The 15922-nt window shown below is 71.3% G+C and carries 12 protein-coding genes; 6 read left to right on the top strand and 6 right to left on the bottom strand.

The window, feature by feature from the left end; translation table 11 throughout:
- Positions 1 to 108 precede the first annotated feature (108 nt).
- Together argF and AB0I94_RS15180 are read left to right on the top strand one after the other, a co-directional pair.
- On the top strand, positions 109 to 1107 hold the full coding sequence (gene argF, locus AB0I94_RS15185; protein ID WP_363310018.1) for an ornithine carbamoyltransferase: 999 nt from the start codon (positions 109 to 111) through the stop codon (positions 1105 to 1107).
- Between the two features lie 152 nt (positions 1108 to 1259).
- Complete coding sequence (locus AB0I94_RS15180) at positions 1260 to 2705, top strand: amino acid permease (RefSeq protein ID WP_363310017.1); 1446 nt, start codon at positions 1260 to 1262, stop codon at positions 2703 to 2705.
- On the opposite strand, the gene AB0I94_RS15175 is transcribed toward AB0I94_RS15180, so the two are convergent.
- Complete coding sequence (locus tag AB0I94_RS15175) at positions 2686 to 3102, bottom strand: ATP-binding protein (protein ID WP_363310016.1); 417 nt, start codon at positions 3100 to 3102, stop codon at positions 2686 to 2688. The two genes, AB0I94_RS15180 and AB0I94_RS15175, sit on opposite strands and share 20 nt — an antisense overlap.
- Positions 3103 to 3385: 283 nt before the next feature.
- Between AB0I94_RS15175 and AB0I94_RS15170 the strand changes: the two genes are divergently transcribed.
- Positions 3386 to 4213, top strand: a complete 828-nt coding sequence (locus AB0I94_RS15170) for an enoyl-CoA hydratase family protein (RefSeq protein ID WP_363310015.1) — start codon at positions 3386 to 3388, stop codon at positions 4211 to 4213.
- A gap of 2 nt (positions 4214 to 4215) precedes the next feature.
- The gene (locus tag AB0I94_RS15165) at positions 4216 to 6519 is read left to right on the top strand and encodes a bifunctional salicylyl-CoA 5-hydroxylase/oxidoreductase (RefSeq protein ID WP_363310014.1); all 2304 of its coding nucleotides are present in this window, start codon (positions 4216 to 4218) and stop codon (positions 6517 to 6519) included.
- On the opposite strand, the gene AB0I94_RS15160 is transcribed toward AB0I94_RS15165, so the two are convergent.
- The gene (locus tag AB0I94_RS15160) at positions 6503 to 7318 is read right to left on the bottom strand and encodes a PaaX family transcriptional regulator C-terminal domain-containing protein (RefSeq protein WP_363310013.1); all 816 of its coding nucleotides are present in this window, start codon (positions 7316 to 7318) and stop codon (positions 6503 to 6505) included. The genes AB0I94_RS15165 and AB0I94_RS15160 overlap by 17 nt on opposite strands.
- 4 nt (positions 7319 to 7322) lie before the next feature.
- Positions 7323 to 8945, bottom strand: coding sequence for an AMP-binding protein (locus AB0I94_RS15155; RefSeq protein WP_363310144.1), 1623 nt, complete (start codon positions 8943 to 8945; stop codon positions 7323 to 7325).
- A gap of 121 nt (positions 8946 to 9066) precedes the next feature.
- Between AB0I94_RS15155 and AB0I94_RS15150 the strand changes: the two genes are divergently transcribed.
- Both AB0I94_RS15150 and AB0I94_RS15145 read left to right on the top strand, forming a co-directional pair.
- Positions 9067 to 10239 (top strand): acyl-CoA dehydrogenase family protein, encoded by a 1173-nt coding sequence (locus AB0I94_RS15150; RefSeq protein WP_363310012.1) that lies wholly within the window; start codon positions 9067 to 9069, stop codon positions 10237 to 10239.
- A gap of 56 nt (positions 10240 to 10295) precedes the next feature.
- Entirely contained in the window at positions 10296 to 10694 is a 399-nt protein-coding gene (locus AB0I94_RS15145) for a RidA family protein (protein ID WP_363310011.1), read from the top strand.
- A 60-nt stretch (positions 10695 to 10754) separates the two neighbouring features.
- Here the strand turns inward: AB0I94_RS15145 and AB0I94_RS15140 are convergent, their stop codons facing one another.
- The 3 genes from AB0I94_RS15140 to AB0I94_RS15130 all read right to left on the bottom strand — a co-directional run bounded on the left by AB0I94_RS15140 (position 10755) and on the right by AB0I94_RS15130 (position 15780).
- Complete coding sequence (locus tag AB0I94_RS15140; RefSeq protein ID WP_363310010.1) at positions 10755 to 12149, bottom strand: VCBS repeat-containing protein; 1395 nt, start codon at positions 12147 to 12149, stop codon at positions 10755 to 10757.
- 93 nt (positions 12150 to 12242) lie between these two features.
- Entirely contained in the window at positions 12243 to 13772 is a 1530-nt protein-coding gene (locus tag AB0I94_RS15135) for a UDP-N-acetylglucosamine 1-carboxyvinyltransferase (RefSeq protein ID WP_363310009.1), read from the bottom strand.
- A gap of 121 nt (positions 13773 to 13893) precedes the next feature.
- Entirely contained in the window at positions 13894 to 15780 is a 1887-nt protein-coding gene (locus AB0I94_RS15130; protein ID WP_363310008.1) for an amidohydrolase, read from the bottom strand.
- Between the last annotated feature and the right edge of the window lie 142 nt (positions 15781 to 15922).

The raw sequence follows: 15922 nt of genomic DNA, 5'->3' as shown, positions 1-15922 counted from the left end.
TCGGTCGGTGCGGGTTGGCAGCCCGTGTGCGGAGGCAGGTCTGTATAGAAATGTGTAGCGTCGTATAGACTTCCAGTGTCCCGTACGCGTACCCCCAGGAGCGCCATCATGGCCATCGATCTCACCGGCCGCCACTTCCTCAAGGAGCTGGACTTCACCGCCGAGGAGCTCCGCGGCCTGATCGATCTTGCCGCCGAGCTGAAGGCGGCCAAGAAGGCGGGGACCGAGACGCAGCGGCTGCGCGGCAAGAACATCGCGCTGATCTTCGAGAAGCCCTCCACGCGCACGCGCTGCTCCTTCGAGGTGGCGGCCGCGGACCAGGGCGCGTCGACGACGTACATAGACCCGGCCGGATCGCACATCGGCAGCAAGGAGTCCGCGAAGGACACCGCGCGGGTGCTCGGCCGGATGTTCGACGCCATCGAGTTCCGCGGCGCCGCCCAGTCGACGGTCGAGGAGCTCGGCGCCCACGCGGGCGTGCCCGTCTACAACGGCCTGACCGACGACTGGCACCCCACCCAGATGCTCGCCGACGTGCTCACGATGACCGAGCACAGCACGAAGCCGCTCACCGAGATCGCCTTCGCCTATCTCGGTGACGCCCGTTACAACATGGGCAACTCGTACCTGATCACCGCCGCGCTCCTCGGTATGGACGTACGCATGGTCGCGCCCAGGGACTACTGGCCGGCCGACGAGATCGTCGCCAGGGCCCGCGAGCTCGCCGAGGTCAGCGGCGCCCGGATCGCGCTCAGCGAGGATGTCACCGAAGCCGTCGTGGGAGCGGACTTCGTCGTGACCGACGTGTGGGTCTCCATGGGCGAGCCCAAGGAGATCTGGGACGAGCGCATCACGGCCCTCGCGCCGTACGCCGTGACCATGGACGTCCTGCGCGCCACGGGCAACGCCGACGTGAAGTTCATGCACTGCCTCCCGGCCTTCCACGACCTGGGCACGAAGGTCGGCCGCGAGATCTACGCCTCGCACGGTCTAAGCTCTCTCGAGGTCACCGACGAGGTCTTCGAGTCGGCGCACTCCGTCGTCTTCGACGAGGCCGAGAACCGCCTGCACACGATCAAGGCGGTCCTCGTCGCCACGCTCGCCTGACACACCGGCCGCCAGGCCGCCAGAAGCCGTCCGACCTGCCACCCACGCGTTACCAGCTCAACTGGTGGGGCCGGGGAACACCATCCCCCGGCCTCGCTTCTCCGCGGCCCACCCCCGCCGCGACTCAGCACCACCGAAATGAGAACCACCGCATGCGCTCGACCGGTCCGGCAGGACTCCGCATCAAGTCCCCCGATCTCCTCGTAGCCGAATCGGGCGCCGACCTCGAAGGCCACGGCCTGAAGCGCACCATGGGCCTGTTCCAGCTCGTGTGCTTCGGCGTCGGCGCGATCGTCGGCACCGGCATTTTCGTCGGCCTCTCCGACAGCGTCGCCGAGGCCGGCCCCGCGGTCGCCGTCTCGTACTTCCTGGCCGCCGTCACCTGCATCTTCACCGCCTTCTCGTTCGCCGAGCTGGGTGGCGCGATCCCGGTCTCCGGCAGCTCGTACTCCTTCGCGTACGCCTCGCTCGGCGAGCGCACCGCGTTCCTCGTCGGCTGGTGTCTGCTCCTGGAGTACGGCGTCTCCGTCTCCGCCGTGGCGGTCGGCTGGAGCCAGTACCTGAACGAGCTGCTCGAAAGCCTCACCGGCTGGCACCTGCCCGACGCTCTCTCCTCCGGGCCCGGCGAGGGCGGCGTGGTGAACCTGCCCGCCGTGGTCGTGATCCTGCTGGCCGCGGTGCTGCTCGTGCGCGGCATCCGGGAGAGCGCGCGGGCGACGGCCGCCATGGCCATGCTCAAGATCGGCATCCTGCTGTTCTTCCTCGCGATCGCGTTCACGGCGTTCAGGGCCGGCAACCTCACCCCCTTCGCGGGCGCCGGAGCATCCGGCATCACCGCGGGAGCCTCGCTCGCCTTCTTCTCCTTCATCGGGTTCGACGCGATCACCACGGCGGGCGAAGAGGTCAAGAACCCCCGCCGGAACATCCCGATCGCCATCCTGATCTGCATCGGCATCGCCACGCTGCTGTACGTCGCCGTAGCCCTCGGGGCGATCGGCGCACTGGGCGCGGACGCGGTCGCCGACAAGCCCGCCGCGCTCTCGCTCGTCGTCGACCAGGTCACCGACTCGGCGGTCGGCGGCGGCATCATCGCCTTCGGCGCGGTCGTGGCCATCGCGTCCGTCGTGCTCGCGGTGATGTACGGCCAGACCCGCATCCTGATGTCGATGTCCCGCGACGGGCTCATCCCGCGCGTCTTCGAGCGCGTCTCGCCGAAGACGTCGACGCCGGTCGCCAACACCTGGATCGTCGCCGCGGTCTTCGCCGTCCCGGCCGCCTTCTCGTCGCTCGACGTGGTGGTCAACCTGACGACGATCGGCACACTGGCGATCATGGTCGCGGTGAATGTCGCGGTGCTCGCGCTGCGCCGCTCGGCGCCGGAGCTCAAGCGCACCTTCCGGGTGCCGCTGTACCCGGTGAGCCCGATCCTCGGCGTGGGCTTCTGCCTCTACCTGATCTGGGGCACGGGCTGGACGACGTGGGTGCAGTTCGCGGTGTTCCTGGTCGTCGGCTCCCTGGTGTACGCGCTGTACGGGCGCCGTCACTCACGGCTGGGCAAGGCCGCCGACGCCGAGTCGGCTACGCCGCGGGCAGTGTGAACCAGACCGCCTTGCCGGAGTCGGTGGGGCGGTGACCGCAGGACGAGCTGAGGGTGCGGATCAGGAGCAGGCCGCGCCCGTGCTCCTGCCAGGGGTCCGGCTCGCTCATCGGCGCGGGGCTGCTGAGATCGCCGGGCGGCAGTGGGTTCGAGTCATGGACCTCGACCTGGCAGCCGGTCGGCAGGAGCTCGATGACGAGCTCTATCGGGTCGTGCCCCGAGGTGTGCTTCACCGCGTTGGCCACCAGCTCGGCCGTGAGCAGCTCGGCGGTGTCGCTGTCGGCGGGCGACTCGATCTCCGTGAGCGCGGTGCGCACCAGCGCGCGGGCGATCGGTACCGCCGCAGTGGTGTGCGGCAGGGCGATGCGCCACGAGGCAGGTACGGGAGGTTCGTGCAAGGCGGGTCCGTTCAGGGCAGCAGGCGATCCTGCTTTCAACCGTACGAATCTTAAGCGCTATGTCGACAGGGTCGACGGTCGGGCATATCCGGGACGTCCGGCCCCTGGGTTCTCCGTGGGAAGAACGTGCATGCCGGGGTTCGAGTTCCCGCGGAGGCCTGTGACGCGCCTCGTCTATCGCGTGCTCGTGACGACAGTCACGGATGAGTGATAACTTCGAGAGGCAGCGAGAACTTCCAGAGCTGGACCGCCGCCGCCCCTACCGAGGAGGCCGCACGTCGTCATGAGTCCCTTCACCGGCTCCGCCCCCCGCACCCCCGACTGGCAGCACCTCCGTTTCGAGGTGGACGACGGGGTCGCCACGGTCACCCTCGCCCGCCCCGACAAGCTGAACGCGCTCACCTTCGGTGCCTACGCCGACCTGCGCGACCTCCTGGCCGAGCTGTCCCGCGACAAGTCCGTACGCGCCCTGGTGCTCGGCGGAGAGGGGCGCGGCTTCTGCTCGGGCGGTGACGTCGACGAGATCATCGGCGCGACCCTCGGCATGGACACCGCTCAGCTGCTCGACTTCAACCGCATGACGGGGCAGGTCGTCCGCGCCATCCGCGAGTGCCCCTTCCCGGTGGTCGCCGCCGTGCACGGAGTGGCCGCGGGCGCGGGCGCCGTGCTCGCCCTCGCCTCGGACTTCCGGGTGGCGGACCCCTCGGCGCGGTTCTCCTTCCTCTTCACGCGGGTCGGCCTGTCGGGTGGCGACATGGGAGCGGCGTATCTCCTGCCCCGCGTCGTCGGACTCGGCCACGCCACCCGCATCCTGATGCTGGGCGACCCGGTGCGCGCCCCCGAGGCCGAACGGCTCGGCCTGATCAGCGAGTTGACGGACGAGGGCAAGGCCCCCGAGGCCGCACAGGCCCTCGCCCGCCGCCTCGCCGACGGCCCCGCGCTGGCGTACGCGCAGACCAAGGCGCTGCTGACCTCCGAACTCGACATGCCCCTGGCCGCCGCCGTGGAGCTGGACGCGGCGACCCAGGCCCTCCTGATGACCGGCGAGGACTACAAGGAATTCCACGCGGCGTTCACGCAGAAGCGCCCGCCCAAGTGGCGGGGGCGCTGACGATGGCAGCCACCGGCCAGGGAACGGCCCACCGCATCGCCGTCATCGGCGGCGGGCCCGGTGGGCTCTACGCCGCCGCCCTCCTCAAGCGCCTCGACCCTCAGCGCGAGATCACCGTCTGGGAGCGCAACGCCCCGGACGACACCTTCGGCTTCGGAGTCGTCCTCTCGGACGAGACGCTCGGCGGCATCGAGCACGCCGACCCCGTGGTCTACCGCGCGCTCCAGGCGGAGTTCGTGCGCTGGGACGACATCGACATCGTGCACCGGGGGACCCGGCACACCTCGGGCGGGCACGGCTTCGCGGCACTCGGACGGCGCAGGCTGCTCGGCATCCTGCACGAGCGGTGCCGGGAGCTCGGCGTCGACCTGCGCTTTTGTGCCGAGGCGCCCTCCGCAGCCGAGCTCTCCACCGCGTACGACCTGGTGATCGCGGCGGACGGTGTGCACAGCCTCACGCGTGAGGCACATGCCGAAGCCTTCGGGCCGAGTGTCGAGACGCACCGCTGCCGCTACATCTGGCTCGCCGCCGACTTCGCCTTCGAGGCGTTCCGCTTCGAGATCGCCGAGACCGAGCACGGCGTGATGCAGCTGCACGGCTATCCGTTCTCCACGGCGGGCACCGGCGAGTCCACCGTCATCGTCGAGATGCGCGAGGAGGTGTGGGAGGCGGCCGGGTTCGCGGAACTCGACGAGCGGGAGTCGACCGAGCGCTGCGCCAAGATCTTCGCCGACGCCCTCGACGGCCGGGCCCTGCGCGGCAACAAATCCGCCTGGATCAACTTCCGCACGGTCGTCAACGAGCGCTGGTCGCACGAGAACACGGTGCTGCTCGGCGACGCCGCGCACACCGCCCACTTCTCCATCGGTTCCGGCACCAAGCTCGCCGTCGAGGACGCGCTCGCGCTCGCCGCCTGCCTGGAGGAGCGGCCCGGCATCGCCGACGCGCTGGCCGCTTACGAGACGGAGCGCCGCCCCGTCGTGGAGTCGACGCAGCGCGCGGCCCGCGCGAGCCTGGAGTGGTTCGAGCGGCTCCCGGACTACCTCGGCCAGCCTCCGCGCCAGTTCGCGTTCAACCTGCTCACGCGCAGCCGACGCGTCACCCACGACAACCTCCGGCTGCGCGACGCCCACTTCACCGAGGCCGTCGAGCGCGAGTTCGGCTGCCCGGACGGTACGCCGCCGATGTTCACGCCCTTCCGGCTGCGCGGCCTCACCCTGCGCAACCGCGTCGTCGTGTCCCCCATGGACATGTACTCCGCGGTGGACGGCGTCCCCGGTGACTTCCACCTCGTCCACCTGGGCGCACGGGCGCTCGGCGGCGCCGGCCTGGTGATGACCGAGATGGTGTGCGTCAGCGAGCGGGGCCGCATCACACCGGGCTGCGCCGGGCTCTACACCGAAGGACAGGCCGACGCCTGGCGCCGGATCACCGACTTCGTGCACGCGCAGGCGCCGGGCACCGCGATCGGGGTCCAGCTCGGGCACTCCGGCCGCAAGGGTTCGACGAAGCTGATGTGGGAGGGCATCGACGAACCGCTCGACGAGGGCAACTGGCCGCTGGTGGCGCCCTCACCCCTCCCGTACAAGGCGAACAGCGGGCGCCCGCACGAACTGGACAGGGCCGGGCTCGACGAGGTCCGGGAGGAGTTCGTCGCGGCGGCCGGGCGGGCCGAGCGCGGCGGATTCGACCTCCTCGAACTGCACTGCGCGCACGGTTACCTGCTCTCCGGGTTCCTTTCGCCGCTGACCAACCGCAGGACGGACGCGTACGGAGGCTCGCTGGACAACCGGCTGCGCTTCCCCCTCGAAGTCTTCGACGCCGTGCGGGAGGTGTGGCCCGACGGCAAACCCATGACCGTCCGCATCTCGGCCACCGACTGGGCCGACGGCGGTACCACCGCGCAGGACGCGGTCGAGATCGCCCGCGCCTTCGCCGCGCACGGTGCCGACGCGATCGACGTCTCCACGGGCCAGGTCGTCTCCGACGAACGCCCCGCGTACGGCCGCTCCTACCAGACTCCGTTCGCCGACCGCATCCGCAACGAAACCGGCGTTCCCGTCCTCACGGTCGGCGCCATCTCCTCCTGGGACGACGTCAACTCGCTGATCCTGGCTGGCCGTACGGACCTGTGCGCGCTCGCGCGACCGCATCTGTACGACCCGCACTGGACCCTGCACGCGGCGGCCGAGCAGGGCTACGCCGGACCGGGCGTCAGCTGGCCCCAGCAGTACCGGGCGGGCAGCCGCCGACCACAGACGGGCCGCACCGACGCCCCCAAGCCCCGCCTCAGGCTGGGGAGTTGACGAACCCCGCCCCCGCGTCCCGCAGCCGTCCGTCGAGCGCCGTGAACACCTCGGCGGACCGGTCCCCGGGCCACCCCGCCGGGAGGAGTTCTCCCGGCAGCCCCGGATCGGCGTACGGCAGTCGGCGCCAGGAGTCCAGGGCGAGGAGATAGTCGCGGTACGCCTCCTCGGGCGGGGTGTCAGCACGCCCCTGCCAGGCCCGGAGCACCGGCTCGTGCCGGTCGAGGAAGGCCTCGTGCTCCTTGGCGATGGAGGACAGGTGCCACCAGCGGGCCACCGCCTCCGCCGTCGCCGCGAAGCCCAGGTGCTCGCCGCGGAACAGATCGACGTACGAGGCGAGTTGGAGGCGCCGCAGGGTGTGCCTGGTCTCCTCGTAGAGGTGCGCCGGGGCGATCCACACCCCCGGAGCGGCCGTTCCGAAGCCCAGTTTGGCGAGGCGGGAGCGGAGTACGTGCCGCTTCTGGCGCTCGGACTCCGGCACGGAGAAGACGGCGAGCACCCAGCCCGCGTCCCGCCGTGTCGCCGGGGGCGAGGCGTAGATGCGCCGGTCGCCGTCCTCCAGGAGCTGACGTGCGTCCGGTGACAGGGCGTACCCCGCCGCGCCCGCGGCCGTGCGCGCGGGGACGAGCAGCCCGCGCCGCTTGAGCCGGGACACGGACGAGCGGACGGACGGGGCGTCCACGCCGACCGGGGCGAGGAGCCTGACCAGCTCGGCGACGGGCACCGGGCCGGGGGCCGCGCGCCCGTAGGCGCCGTAGAAGGTGACGATCAGGGACCGTGGAGTGTGCTGCTCGGACACGTGATCACTCTACGGGCCCCGGCTCCCGCAGCCGGAACCGTTGCAGCTTGCCTGTCGCGGTGCGCGGCAGCGCGTCCAGATAGACGATCTCGCGCGGGCACTTGTACGGCACGAGCTCGCCCTTCACGAAATCGCGCAGCCGCTCCGGGTCGCGGTCAGCGCTCGCGCGCGGGACGACGTACGCGACGACCTGCTGCCCGCGCAGCTCGTCGGGGCGCCCCACGACGGCGGTCTCCAGGACGTCGGGGTGGCGCATGAGTGCCTCCTCGACCTCCGGGCCCGCGATGTTGTACCCGGCCGAGATGATCATGTCGTCCGCGCGGGCCACGTAGGTGAAGTAGCCGTCGGCGTCACGGACGTAGGTGTCCCCGGTGACGTTCCAGCCGTGGCGCACGTACTGGAGCTGCCGCTCGTCGCCCAGATACCGGCAGCCGACAGGGCCGCGCACGGCCAGCAGACCGGGCTCGCCGTCCGGCACCGGCGCGCCCGAGTCGTCGACCACGCGCGCGTGCCACCCCGGGACGGGGCGGCCCGTGGTGCCGGGGCGGATCGCCTCGTCCGCGGCGGAGATGAAGATGTGCAGGAGCTCCGTGGCGCCGATGCCGTTGATGATGCGGTGCCCGGTGCGCTCGTGCCAGGCCTGCCAGGTGGCGGCGGGCAGGTTCTCGCCCGCGGAGACGCACCGCCGCAGCGACGAGACGTCGGGCGCGTCCGGCTTGCTCAGCTCGTCGAGCATCGTGCGGTAGGCGGTCGGCGCCGTGAAGAGCACCGTCACGCCGTGTTCGCCTATCGCGGGCAGCAACTGCTTCGGTCCGGACTGTTCGAGCAGGAGCGAGGAGGCGCCGGCCCGCAGCGGGAAGATGACGAGCCCGCCGAGCCCGAAGGTGAAGCCCAGCGGAGGGCTGCCCGCGAACACGTCGTCAGGTCCCGGCTTCAGGATGTGGCGCGCGAAGGTGTCGGCGATGGCGAGCACGTCACGGTGGAAGTGCATGCAGCCCTTGGGGCGGCCCGTGGTGCCGGACGTGAAGGCGATGAGGGCGACGTCGTCGGCGGAGGTGGCCACGGGCTCGTAGACATCAGGCTGCCGGGCGGCGCGTGCCCGCAGGTCGTCGCCCGCGTCCCCGCCGAAGGTGGTGACGTCGAGCCCGGGAATCCCGGCCTTGATCAGGTCGTCCACGGCACGGGCGTCGCACAGGGCGTGGCGGACCTCGGCGATCTCGCAGATCGTGGCCAGTTCGTGCGGACGCTGCTGGGCCAGAACGGTGACCGCGACGGCGCCCGCCTTCATCACCGCGAGCCAGCAGGCCGCGAGCCAGGGTGTGGTGGGGCCGCGCAGCAGGACGCGCTGACCGGGCAGTACGTCGAGTTCGCCGGTCAGGACGTGTGCGATCCGGTCGACGTGCCGCTGGAGCTCGCCGTACGTCCACACGTCGCCGGAGCCCGAGCGGAACGCGGGCCGGTCGCCGCCGAACCGCTCCACCGTGCGGTCCAGGAGCTCGGCGCCGCAGTTGAGGCGGTCGGGGTAGTGCAGCTCGGGCCGGTCGTGGACGAACGCGGGCCACTGCTCCGGCGGCGGGAGGTGGTCCCGGGCGAAGGTGTCCACGTGAGCCGATGGGTGGAGTCGCAGTGCACTCTTGGCGTCCACAGCGGGTCGCCCCCTTGCCGTTCGGGCTTGTGGTGAGCTCGCGCAACGAGCGTATCGTGTTGGTGACGACAGTCAACGGTGCGCGATAGAGGAGGGGCCCGGCATGACGGCATTCTCGCTCAACCCGGAGCAAATCGCCTGGTGTGCGGAGCTGCGTACGCTCGCCGATGAGCGGCTGCGCCCCCTGGCGGAGAAGGGCGAGCCGGGGCGCGTGAACCGCCCGCTGGTGGAGGCGCTGGGGGAACTCGGCCTGCTCGGCCCCCTCTTCGCGGGGGAGGGTTCCGGCACCGGCCCCGCTTCCCGCACCCCGCACGTCGCTTCCGGCGCCCTGGGTCTCTGCCTCCTGCGCGAGTCCCTCGCCCACGCCTGCACGGAGGCCGAGACCGCCCTCGCCCTGCAAGGGCTCGGGGCGCACCCCGTCGCCGCGTTCGGCTCCCCGCGACAGCGCGAACAGTGGCTCGCGCCCGCCCGTGCGGGGCGCGCCGTCGCCGCCTTCGCGCTCTCCGAGCCCGGGGCGGGCTCGGACGCCGCGGCGCTGGCCCTGAGCGCCGCACCGGACGGTGCCTCCTCCTGGCGGCTCACCGGCGAGAAGTGCTGGATCTCCAACGCCCCCGAAGCCGACTTCTACACCGTCTTCGCCCGTACGACGCCCGGTGCCGGCGCACGCGGCGTCACCGCCTTCCTGGTCCCCGCCGACCGTGCGGGCCTCACCGGCACCCCGCTGGACATGCTCTCCCCGCACCCCATCGGCGCCCTCGCCTTCGACGGCGTGACCGTCACCGGCGAGGACGTGCTCGGCGAACCCGACCGCGGCTTCCGCGTCGCCATGACCACCCTCAACCGCTTCCGCCCCAGCGTCGGCGCCTTCGCGGTCGGCATGGCGGCCGCGGCCCTGGACGCGACGCTCGCGCACACCGCCCGACGGGACGCCTTCGGCGGCAAGTTGAAGGACCTCCAGGCGGTGGCCCACCAGGTCGCGGAGATGGCGACCCGGACCGAGGCGGCACGCCTCATGGTGTACGCGGCGGCCGCCGCGTACGACCGAGGTGAACCCGACATCGCCCAACGCGCGGCCATGGCCAAGCTGCTGGCCACGGAGACGGCACAGTACGTCGTGGACGCGGCGGTTCAGCTGCACGGTGCGCGCGCTTTGCAGCGGGGGCATCTCCTTGAGCACCTCTACCGGGAGGTGCGGGCGCCGCGCATCTATGAGGGGGCGAGCGAGGTGCAACGGTCCATCATCGCCAAGGAGTTGTACGCGGGTCCGAGCGGGTGATTTTTTCCCCGACCCCGCCGCAGGCGCAACGAACCCGCACACAAAGGAGAGACCCCATGCCCCTCAACCGCCTCAACCCCGCCGAACTCTCCCCGCCCACCGGCTTCTCGCACGCCGTCACCGCGACCGGTGGCCGCCTCGTCTTCCTCGCGGGCCAGACCGCCCTCGACGCCGACGGCAAGGTCACCGGCACCACCCTGCCCGAGCAGTTCGAGCGAGCGCTGACCAACCTCCTCACCGCCCTGCGCCACGCGGGCGGCACCCCCGCGGACCTCGCCCGCGTCACCGTCTACGCCACGGACGTCGCCGACTACCGCGCTCAGGCACCGCAACTCGGCCGCATCTGGCGGCGGTTGGCGGGACGCGACTACCCCGCCATGGCGGTGATCGGCGCGGTCCGGCTCTGGGACGAGCAGTGCCTGGTGGAGCTCGACGGGGTGGCGGTCCTCGACTGAGCCGCATGGCGTCAAAGACTCCGGAGGGCCGGGGGGCGAGCACGTAGGCGCGACGACGCCTCAGCCGCGCCCGCGGAACGCCGTCGTGGTGAACGCGGTCTTGTCCCGTGCCGTCGTGCCGTCGGTGATCCACCAGTGCGACGGCTGATCGCCGTACAGGCCGAAGAGCGTGCCCGCCCCCCAGTTCATGACCAGCTCCTCCTTGCCGTCGGCGTCGAAATCAGCGGCGGCGTACGGACGCGCGTGCCGCCATCGGGCCGGGGTCTTCTTGCCCTTCGCACGGGGCGGGCCCTCCCGGAGAATCTTCGTCCGCTTCTCGCCCTCGATCAGGAGGGCGTTGTCGTCCGTCGCGACGAGGATGCCGTCCTTGCCGTCGCCGTCCGGGTCCGCCGACGTGTAACCGCCGGGCCCGTAATAGGAGTTGTCGCTACGCGGGATCTTGTGTGTGACCGGGTCGCCGCCCTTGCCGGGGTAGACCGCGAGCGAGGAGTCCCACTCCGGCTTCTCCACCGAGGCGCCCGGCTCGTTGTTGCTGCTTCCGTTGTCACCGATGGCCAGGTCGCGGACCCCGTCACCGTCGTAGTCGCCGAACGCCGTCGCGTTGCCGTCGCGCAGCTCGACCGGGCTGCGGGAGAGGCCGCTCCCGGCGCGTGCCGGGTAGAGGACTCCACCTGTCTGCTCGCCGTCGTCGCCCTCGTGGACGAGAAGGCCGGTCGCGCGCGCCTTGCCCGACGGCTCGATGTCGTCCGCGACGAGCCGGCTTCCCTTGCCGGGCCGGGTGTCGGTGCGGGCCGCGGCGCCGGAGCGGGTGAAGGGGCCGTACAGCAGGACCACGGACCCGTCCTGCCGAAGCGCCGCGATGTCGTGGTGCCCGTCCCCGTCGAAGTCGCCGCGCTCGGGGTCGGTCAGATCCACTCCCGGACCGCCTTCGGGTATCTCGATCCGGGTCGCCTCACCGCCGGCCTTCGGACCGCTCGGGCCACCCCAGTTCACGACCGGTCGCCGCCGATCCGTGTACCAGCCGGACTCGGACTCCTCCTCGGGCACCTTCTCGGTGATCACGGTGATGAAATCGGGATAGCCGTCGCCGTCCAGATCGGCGGTGACGACGGTGCCCGGGGCGTAGTCGTACACGGCGTGTGTCGACGGGTCGAGCCCTTTGGCGGAGCCGAAGACGACGCCGGTACGCCCGTCCGCGTTCTGGCCGCGGGAGGGCACGGCCAGGAGCAGATCGCGGTGCCCGTCGCCGTTGATGTCGTCCGGGTCCTTGGAGCCCTTGCCGCCGGAGGGGACCGGACGGGAAGCGGTCGGCGTCGACACGGGGTTGCCGGTGTCCTTGGCCGGCGACGACGTGCCGGTGTCGCCCTGCTCGGCGCACCCTGCCGCGAGCAGGGCCAGCGAGGCACAGAACACGACGAGGGCGCGCGTGCCGGGGGCGAGGGTGCGATCTTCCATGCGCCCACCCCAACACCGCGCCCTCGCAGCCTCCAGGGGTGAGCGGTGATCGTTGCCCAGTCGTAGCGGGAGAGCCGACTGCGCGGACGGCTCCTAGATGTCCCGGAACGTTTCGATCTGCGCGCCCACGGAGTTGAGCCGCTCGGCCAGATCCTCATAGCCACGATTGATCACGTACACGTTGCGCAGGACGGACGTTCCCTCGGCGGCCATCATCGCAAGCAGCACCACCACGGCGGGCCGCAGCGCGGGCGGGCACATCATCTCGGCGGCCCGCCAGCGGGTCGGACCCTCGACAAGCACCCGGTGCGGGTCGAGGAGTTGGAGGCGTCCGCCGAGGCGGTTGAGGTCGGTCAGATAGATCGCGCGATTGTCGTAGACCCAGTCGTGGATCAGCGTCTTGCCCTGCGCCGCCGCCGCGATGGCCGCGAAGAAGGGGACGTTGTCGATGTTGAGGCCGGGGAACGGCATCGGGTGGATCTTGTCGATCGGCGCCTCCAGTTTGGAGGGCCGGACGGTGAGGTCGATCAGGCGCGTACGGCCGTTGTCGGCGAAGTACTCCGCCGTCCGGTCGTGGTCGAGCCCCATCTCCTCGAGGACCGCGAGCTCGATCTCCAGGAACTCGATCGGGACGCGCTTGACGGTCAGTTCGGACTCCGTGACGACCGCGGCGGCGAGCAGGCTCATCGCCTCGACCGGGTCCTCGGAGGGCGAGTAGTCGACGTCGACGTCGATGTTCGGAACGCCGTGCACCGTGAGGGTCGTCGTTCCGATGCCCTCGACCTTGACGCCGAGCGCCTCCAGGAAGAAGCACAGGTCCTGGACCATGTAGTTCGACGAGGCGTTGCGGATCACGGTCGTGCAGTCGCTGCGCGCCGCGGCGAGCAGCGCGTTCTCGGTCACGGTGTCGCCGCGCTCGGTCAGCACGATCGGGCGGTCCGGTACGACGTCGCGCGCGACCTCCGCGTGGTAGAGCCCCTCGGTCGCGGCGATGTCGAGCCCGAAGCGGCGCAGCGCGATCATGTGCGGCTCGATCGTGCGGGTGCCGAGGTCGCAACCGCCCGCGTACGGCAGCTTGAAGCGGTCCATGCGGTGAAGCAGCGGACCCAGGAACATGATGATCGAGCGGGTCCGGATCGCGGCCTCCGCGTCGATCGCCTCCATGTCGATCTTGGCCGGCGGCACGATCTCCAGGTCGACCCCGTCGTTGATCCAGCGGGTGCGGACGCCGATCGAGCCGAGCACCTCGAGGAGGCGGTAGACCTCCTCGATGCGCGCCACCCGGCGCAGCACCGTGCGTCCCTTGTTGAGCAGGGAGGCGCAGAGCAGCGCCACGCAGGCGTTCTTGCTCGTCTTGACGTCGATGGACCCGGAGAGTCGGCGGTTGCCGACCACGCGCAGATGCATCGGCCCGGCATACCCGAGGGAGACGATCTCGCTGTCAAGCGCTTCGCCGATACGGGCGATCATCTCAAGGCTGATGTTCTGGTTGCCCCGCTCGATGCGGTTCACGGCGCTCTGACTCGTGCTGAGCGCCTCGGCGAGCTGCGACTGTGTCCAGCCCCTGTGCTGGCGGGCGTCGCGGATGAGCTTGCCGATACGTACGAGGTAATCGTCTGCCATGTTCCGCAGGTTATCTCAGATATGAGATGACGCACGCGCTGGGGTAGGCCATCCGGGAAGCGACCAATTCCGTACGGAAGTTCCTGCACGTCGTTTCCGTACGCCACCTGTCCGCGCGGTTTCAGCCGCATCCGCACGAGGCGTGCCGCCCACCGTGCACCGCGGCCTGCGCCGTGAGCCGCGGCCCGGCCGCCGCGCGCGTCACCCGGGCGGCGGCCGCGCGCCCGGCCGACGAGGCGGCGTCATGCACCACTGTGCCTCCGGTCAACGTCAGACGCACTTCGGAAGAGCTGATATCGGCCACCGGACACCGCGTCACATCGCGGTCGAGCAGGACGAGATCGGCCGACTTCCCCGTTTCGACGGTCCCCGTGAAGTGGTCCGTACGGAGCTGCCGCGCCGTGCCGAGGGTGTGCATGAGCAGGGCCGACGAGCGGCTGAGACCTTCCTCGTCGCGGTACAGATCGCCCTCGCCCTCGTCCCCGAACCGGTCGACGGCGGTGCGCACCTGGTTCCACACCTGGAGCGGATCGACAGGCCAGTCCGAGCCACCGGAGACCCGCGCCCCGTGCCGCTCCAGGCTGCGCGCCGGGTACTGCCACCGGTGCCGCCCGGCGCCGATGTAGGGCAGCAGGGCGTCCATGGTCCAGGTGTTGCGGGTGGCCCATTGGAGCTGCATGCAGGGGATGACGCCAAGGCGGGCGAAGCGGGGCAGGTCGGCGGGGTCGACGAGTTGGAGATGGGCGACGGTGTTGCGCGGGCCGCGCACCCCGGTCTCGCGCAGGGCGTACGCGTACCCGTCGAGGGCGGTGCGCACGGCTCGGTCGCCGATGGCGTGCGCGTGCATCTGCCAGCCGTCCTCGTTGAACGCGGCGGTGAGCCGGCCGTAGTCCGCCGCCGAGACGTACAGGTCGCCGCGGTGGTCGGTGGGCCTGCCGTCCTTGTCGAGATAGGGCTTCAGGAGCGCCGCGGTCTGCGCCGGGTACTCGATGACCCCGTCGAGGAACACCTTGACGGTGCCGAAGCGCAGCGCGCGTACGTCCTCGAACTCCGCGCGCAGGCCCCGCGCGTACGCCAGGGCGGCCGCCGGGTCCTTCGTCTTGTCGGTGTCGACGCGAAGGGCGGGCACGATGCGCTGCGGCAGCCTCCCGCTCTCGGCGAGCGCTTTGTAGAGGGCCAACTCGCCCTTGCCGACGACGGCTTCCATGAACGTGGTGATCCCCGACGCGGCGGCCTCGGCGAAGACCTTCGCCGCCGCGTCGGCGAGCTGCTCCGCGTCGGGCTCGGGGATGTGCCGGGTGACGAGCGGCTGGGCATCGTCCTTGAGCACGCCGGTGGGCTCGCCGTCTTGGCCCCTGACGATTTTGCCGCCGACCGGGTCCGGGGTGGACGCGGTGATGCCCGCGATCTCAAGGGCACGCCGGTTGACCCAGATGTTGTGCCCGTCGCCGCCGCGCAGCGCGACGGGCCGCCGGGTCGGCAGTGCGTCGAGCATCGAGTGGTGCGCGGCGGTGCCGTGCGGCAGGAGCCCCACGGGGTTCCAGTCCTCCACCACCAGCCACCCGTCTGGTTCCTGCTCCGCGGAGTCCTTCAGGAACGCGGTCAGGGTCTTTTGCAGGTCCGCGACGGTCTGCTCGGCTCCGGCGAGCGAGGGCCGCAGCGAGCGGCTCGCGGCGTCCATGGGGTGGGCGTGCCCGTCGTGGATGCCGCTCATGAGGGTGCCACCACGCCCGTTCACGACGTCGGTGTCCCGCCCGATGAACCGCTTGAGCGAGGAGTCGCTCCCGACGGCGAGGATCTTCCCGTCCCTGCCGACGGCGACGGCCCGCGCGGGGGCGTGCCCCCCAACTCCGCTGACCACACGGGAGGTGTGCACCACCAGGGCGGCGGACCGGCGGGGTGACGCGGACGCGGGCACCCCCGAAGCCGCGGTGAGCCCGGCGGCTCCGGCGGCTCCGGCGGCGAGGAGGGTGCGACGGGAGAGCGAGGAGAGGCGGGGAGAGGACATGGCGCTCCTGAGTGCGGCCGACGCCGGACGCTGACGGTGTGTCGCGGGGGGTCGGGTGGATGGCCGGGAAAGAGCCGCCGGGAAGCGGCGGCACACAGACTCCGTGAGTAAGCCGTTAACCAGAACCCACCGGCTACGACGG

Source organism: Streptomyces sp. NPDC050147, from assembly GCF_040660195.1.
In the GTDB taxonomy this organism is placed as follows: Bacteria; Actinomycetota; Actinomycetes; order Streptomycetales; family Streptomycetaceae; genus Streptomyces.
This window is presented reverse-complemented; position numbering and strand designations above follow the sequence as displayed.

Bases quoted from the DNA above. Each gene is read 5' to 3' on its own strand.
- argF (WP_363310018.1), top strand. From the start codon at position 109: ATGGCCATCGATCTCACCGGCCGCCACTTCCTCAAGGAGCTGGACTTC.
- AB0I94_RS15180 (WP_363310017.1), top strand. From the start codon at position 1,260: ATGCGCTCGACCGGTCCGGCAGGACTCCGCATCAAGTCCCCCGATCTC.
- AB0I94_RS15170 (WP_363310015.1), top strand. From the start codon at position 3,386: ATGAGTCCCTTCACCGGCTCCGCCCCCCGCACCCCCGACTGGCAGCAC.
- AB0I94_RS15165 (WP_363310014.1), top strand. From the start codon at position 4,216: ATGGCAGCCACCGGCCAGGGAACGGCCCACCGCATCGCCGTCATCGGC.
- AB0I94_RS15150 (WP_363310012.1), top strand. From the start codon at position 9,067: ATGACGGCATTCTCGCTCAACCCGGAGCAAATCGCCTGGTGTGCGGAG.
- AB0I94_RS15145 (WP_363310011.1), top strand. From the start codon at position 10,296: ATGCCCCTCAACCGCCTCAACCCCGCCGAACTCTCCCCGCCCACCGGC.
- AB0I94_RS15140 (WP_363310010.1), bottom strand. From the start codon at position 12,149: ATGGAAGATCGCACCCTCGCCCCCGGCACGCGCGCCCTCGTCGTGTTC.
- AB0I94_RS15135 (WP_363310009.1), bottom strand. From the start codon at position 13,772: ATGGCAGACGATTACCTCGTACGTATCGGCAAGCTCATCCGCGACGCC.
- AB0I94_RS15130 (WP_363310008.1), bottom strand. From the start codon at position 15,780: ATGTCCTCTCCCCGCCTCTCCTCGCTCTCCCGTCGCACCCTCCTCGCC.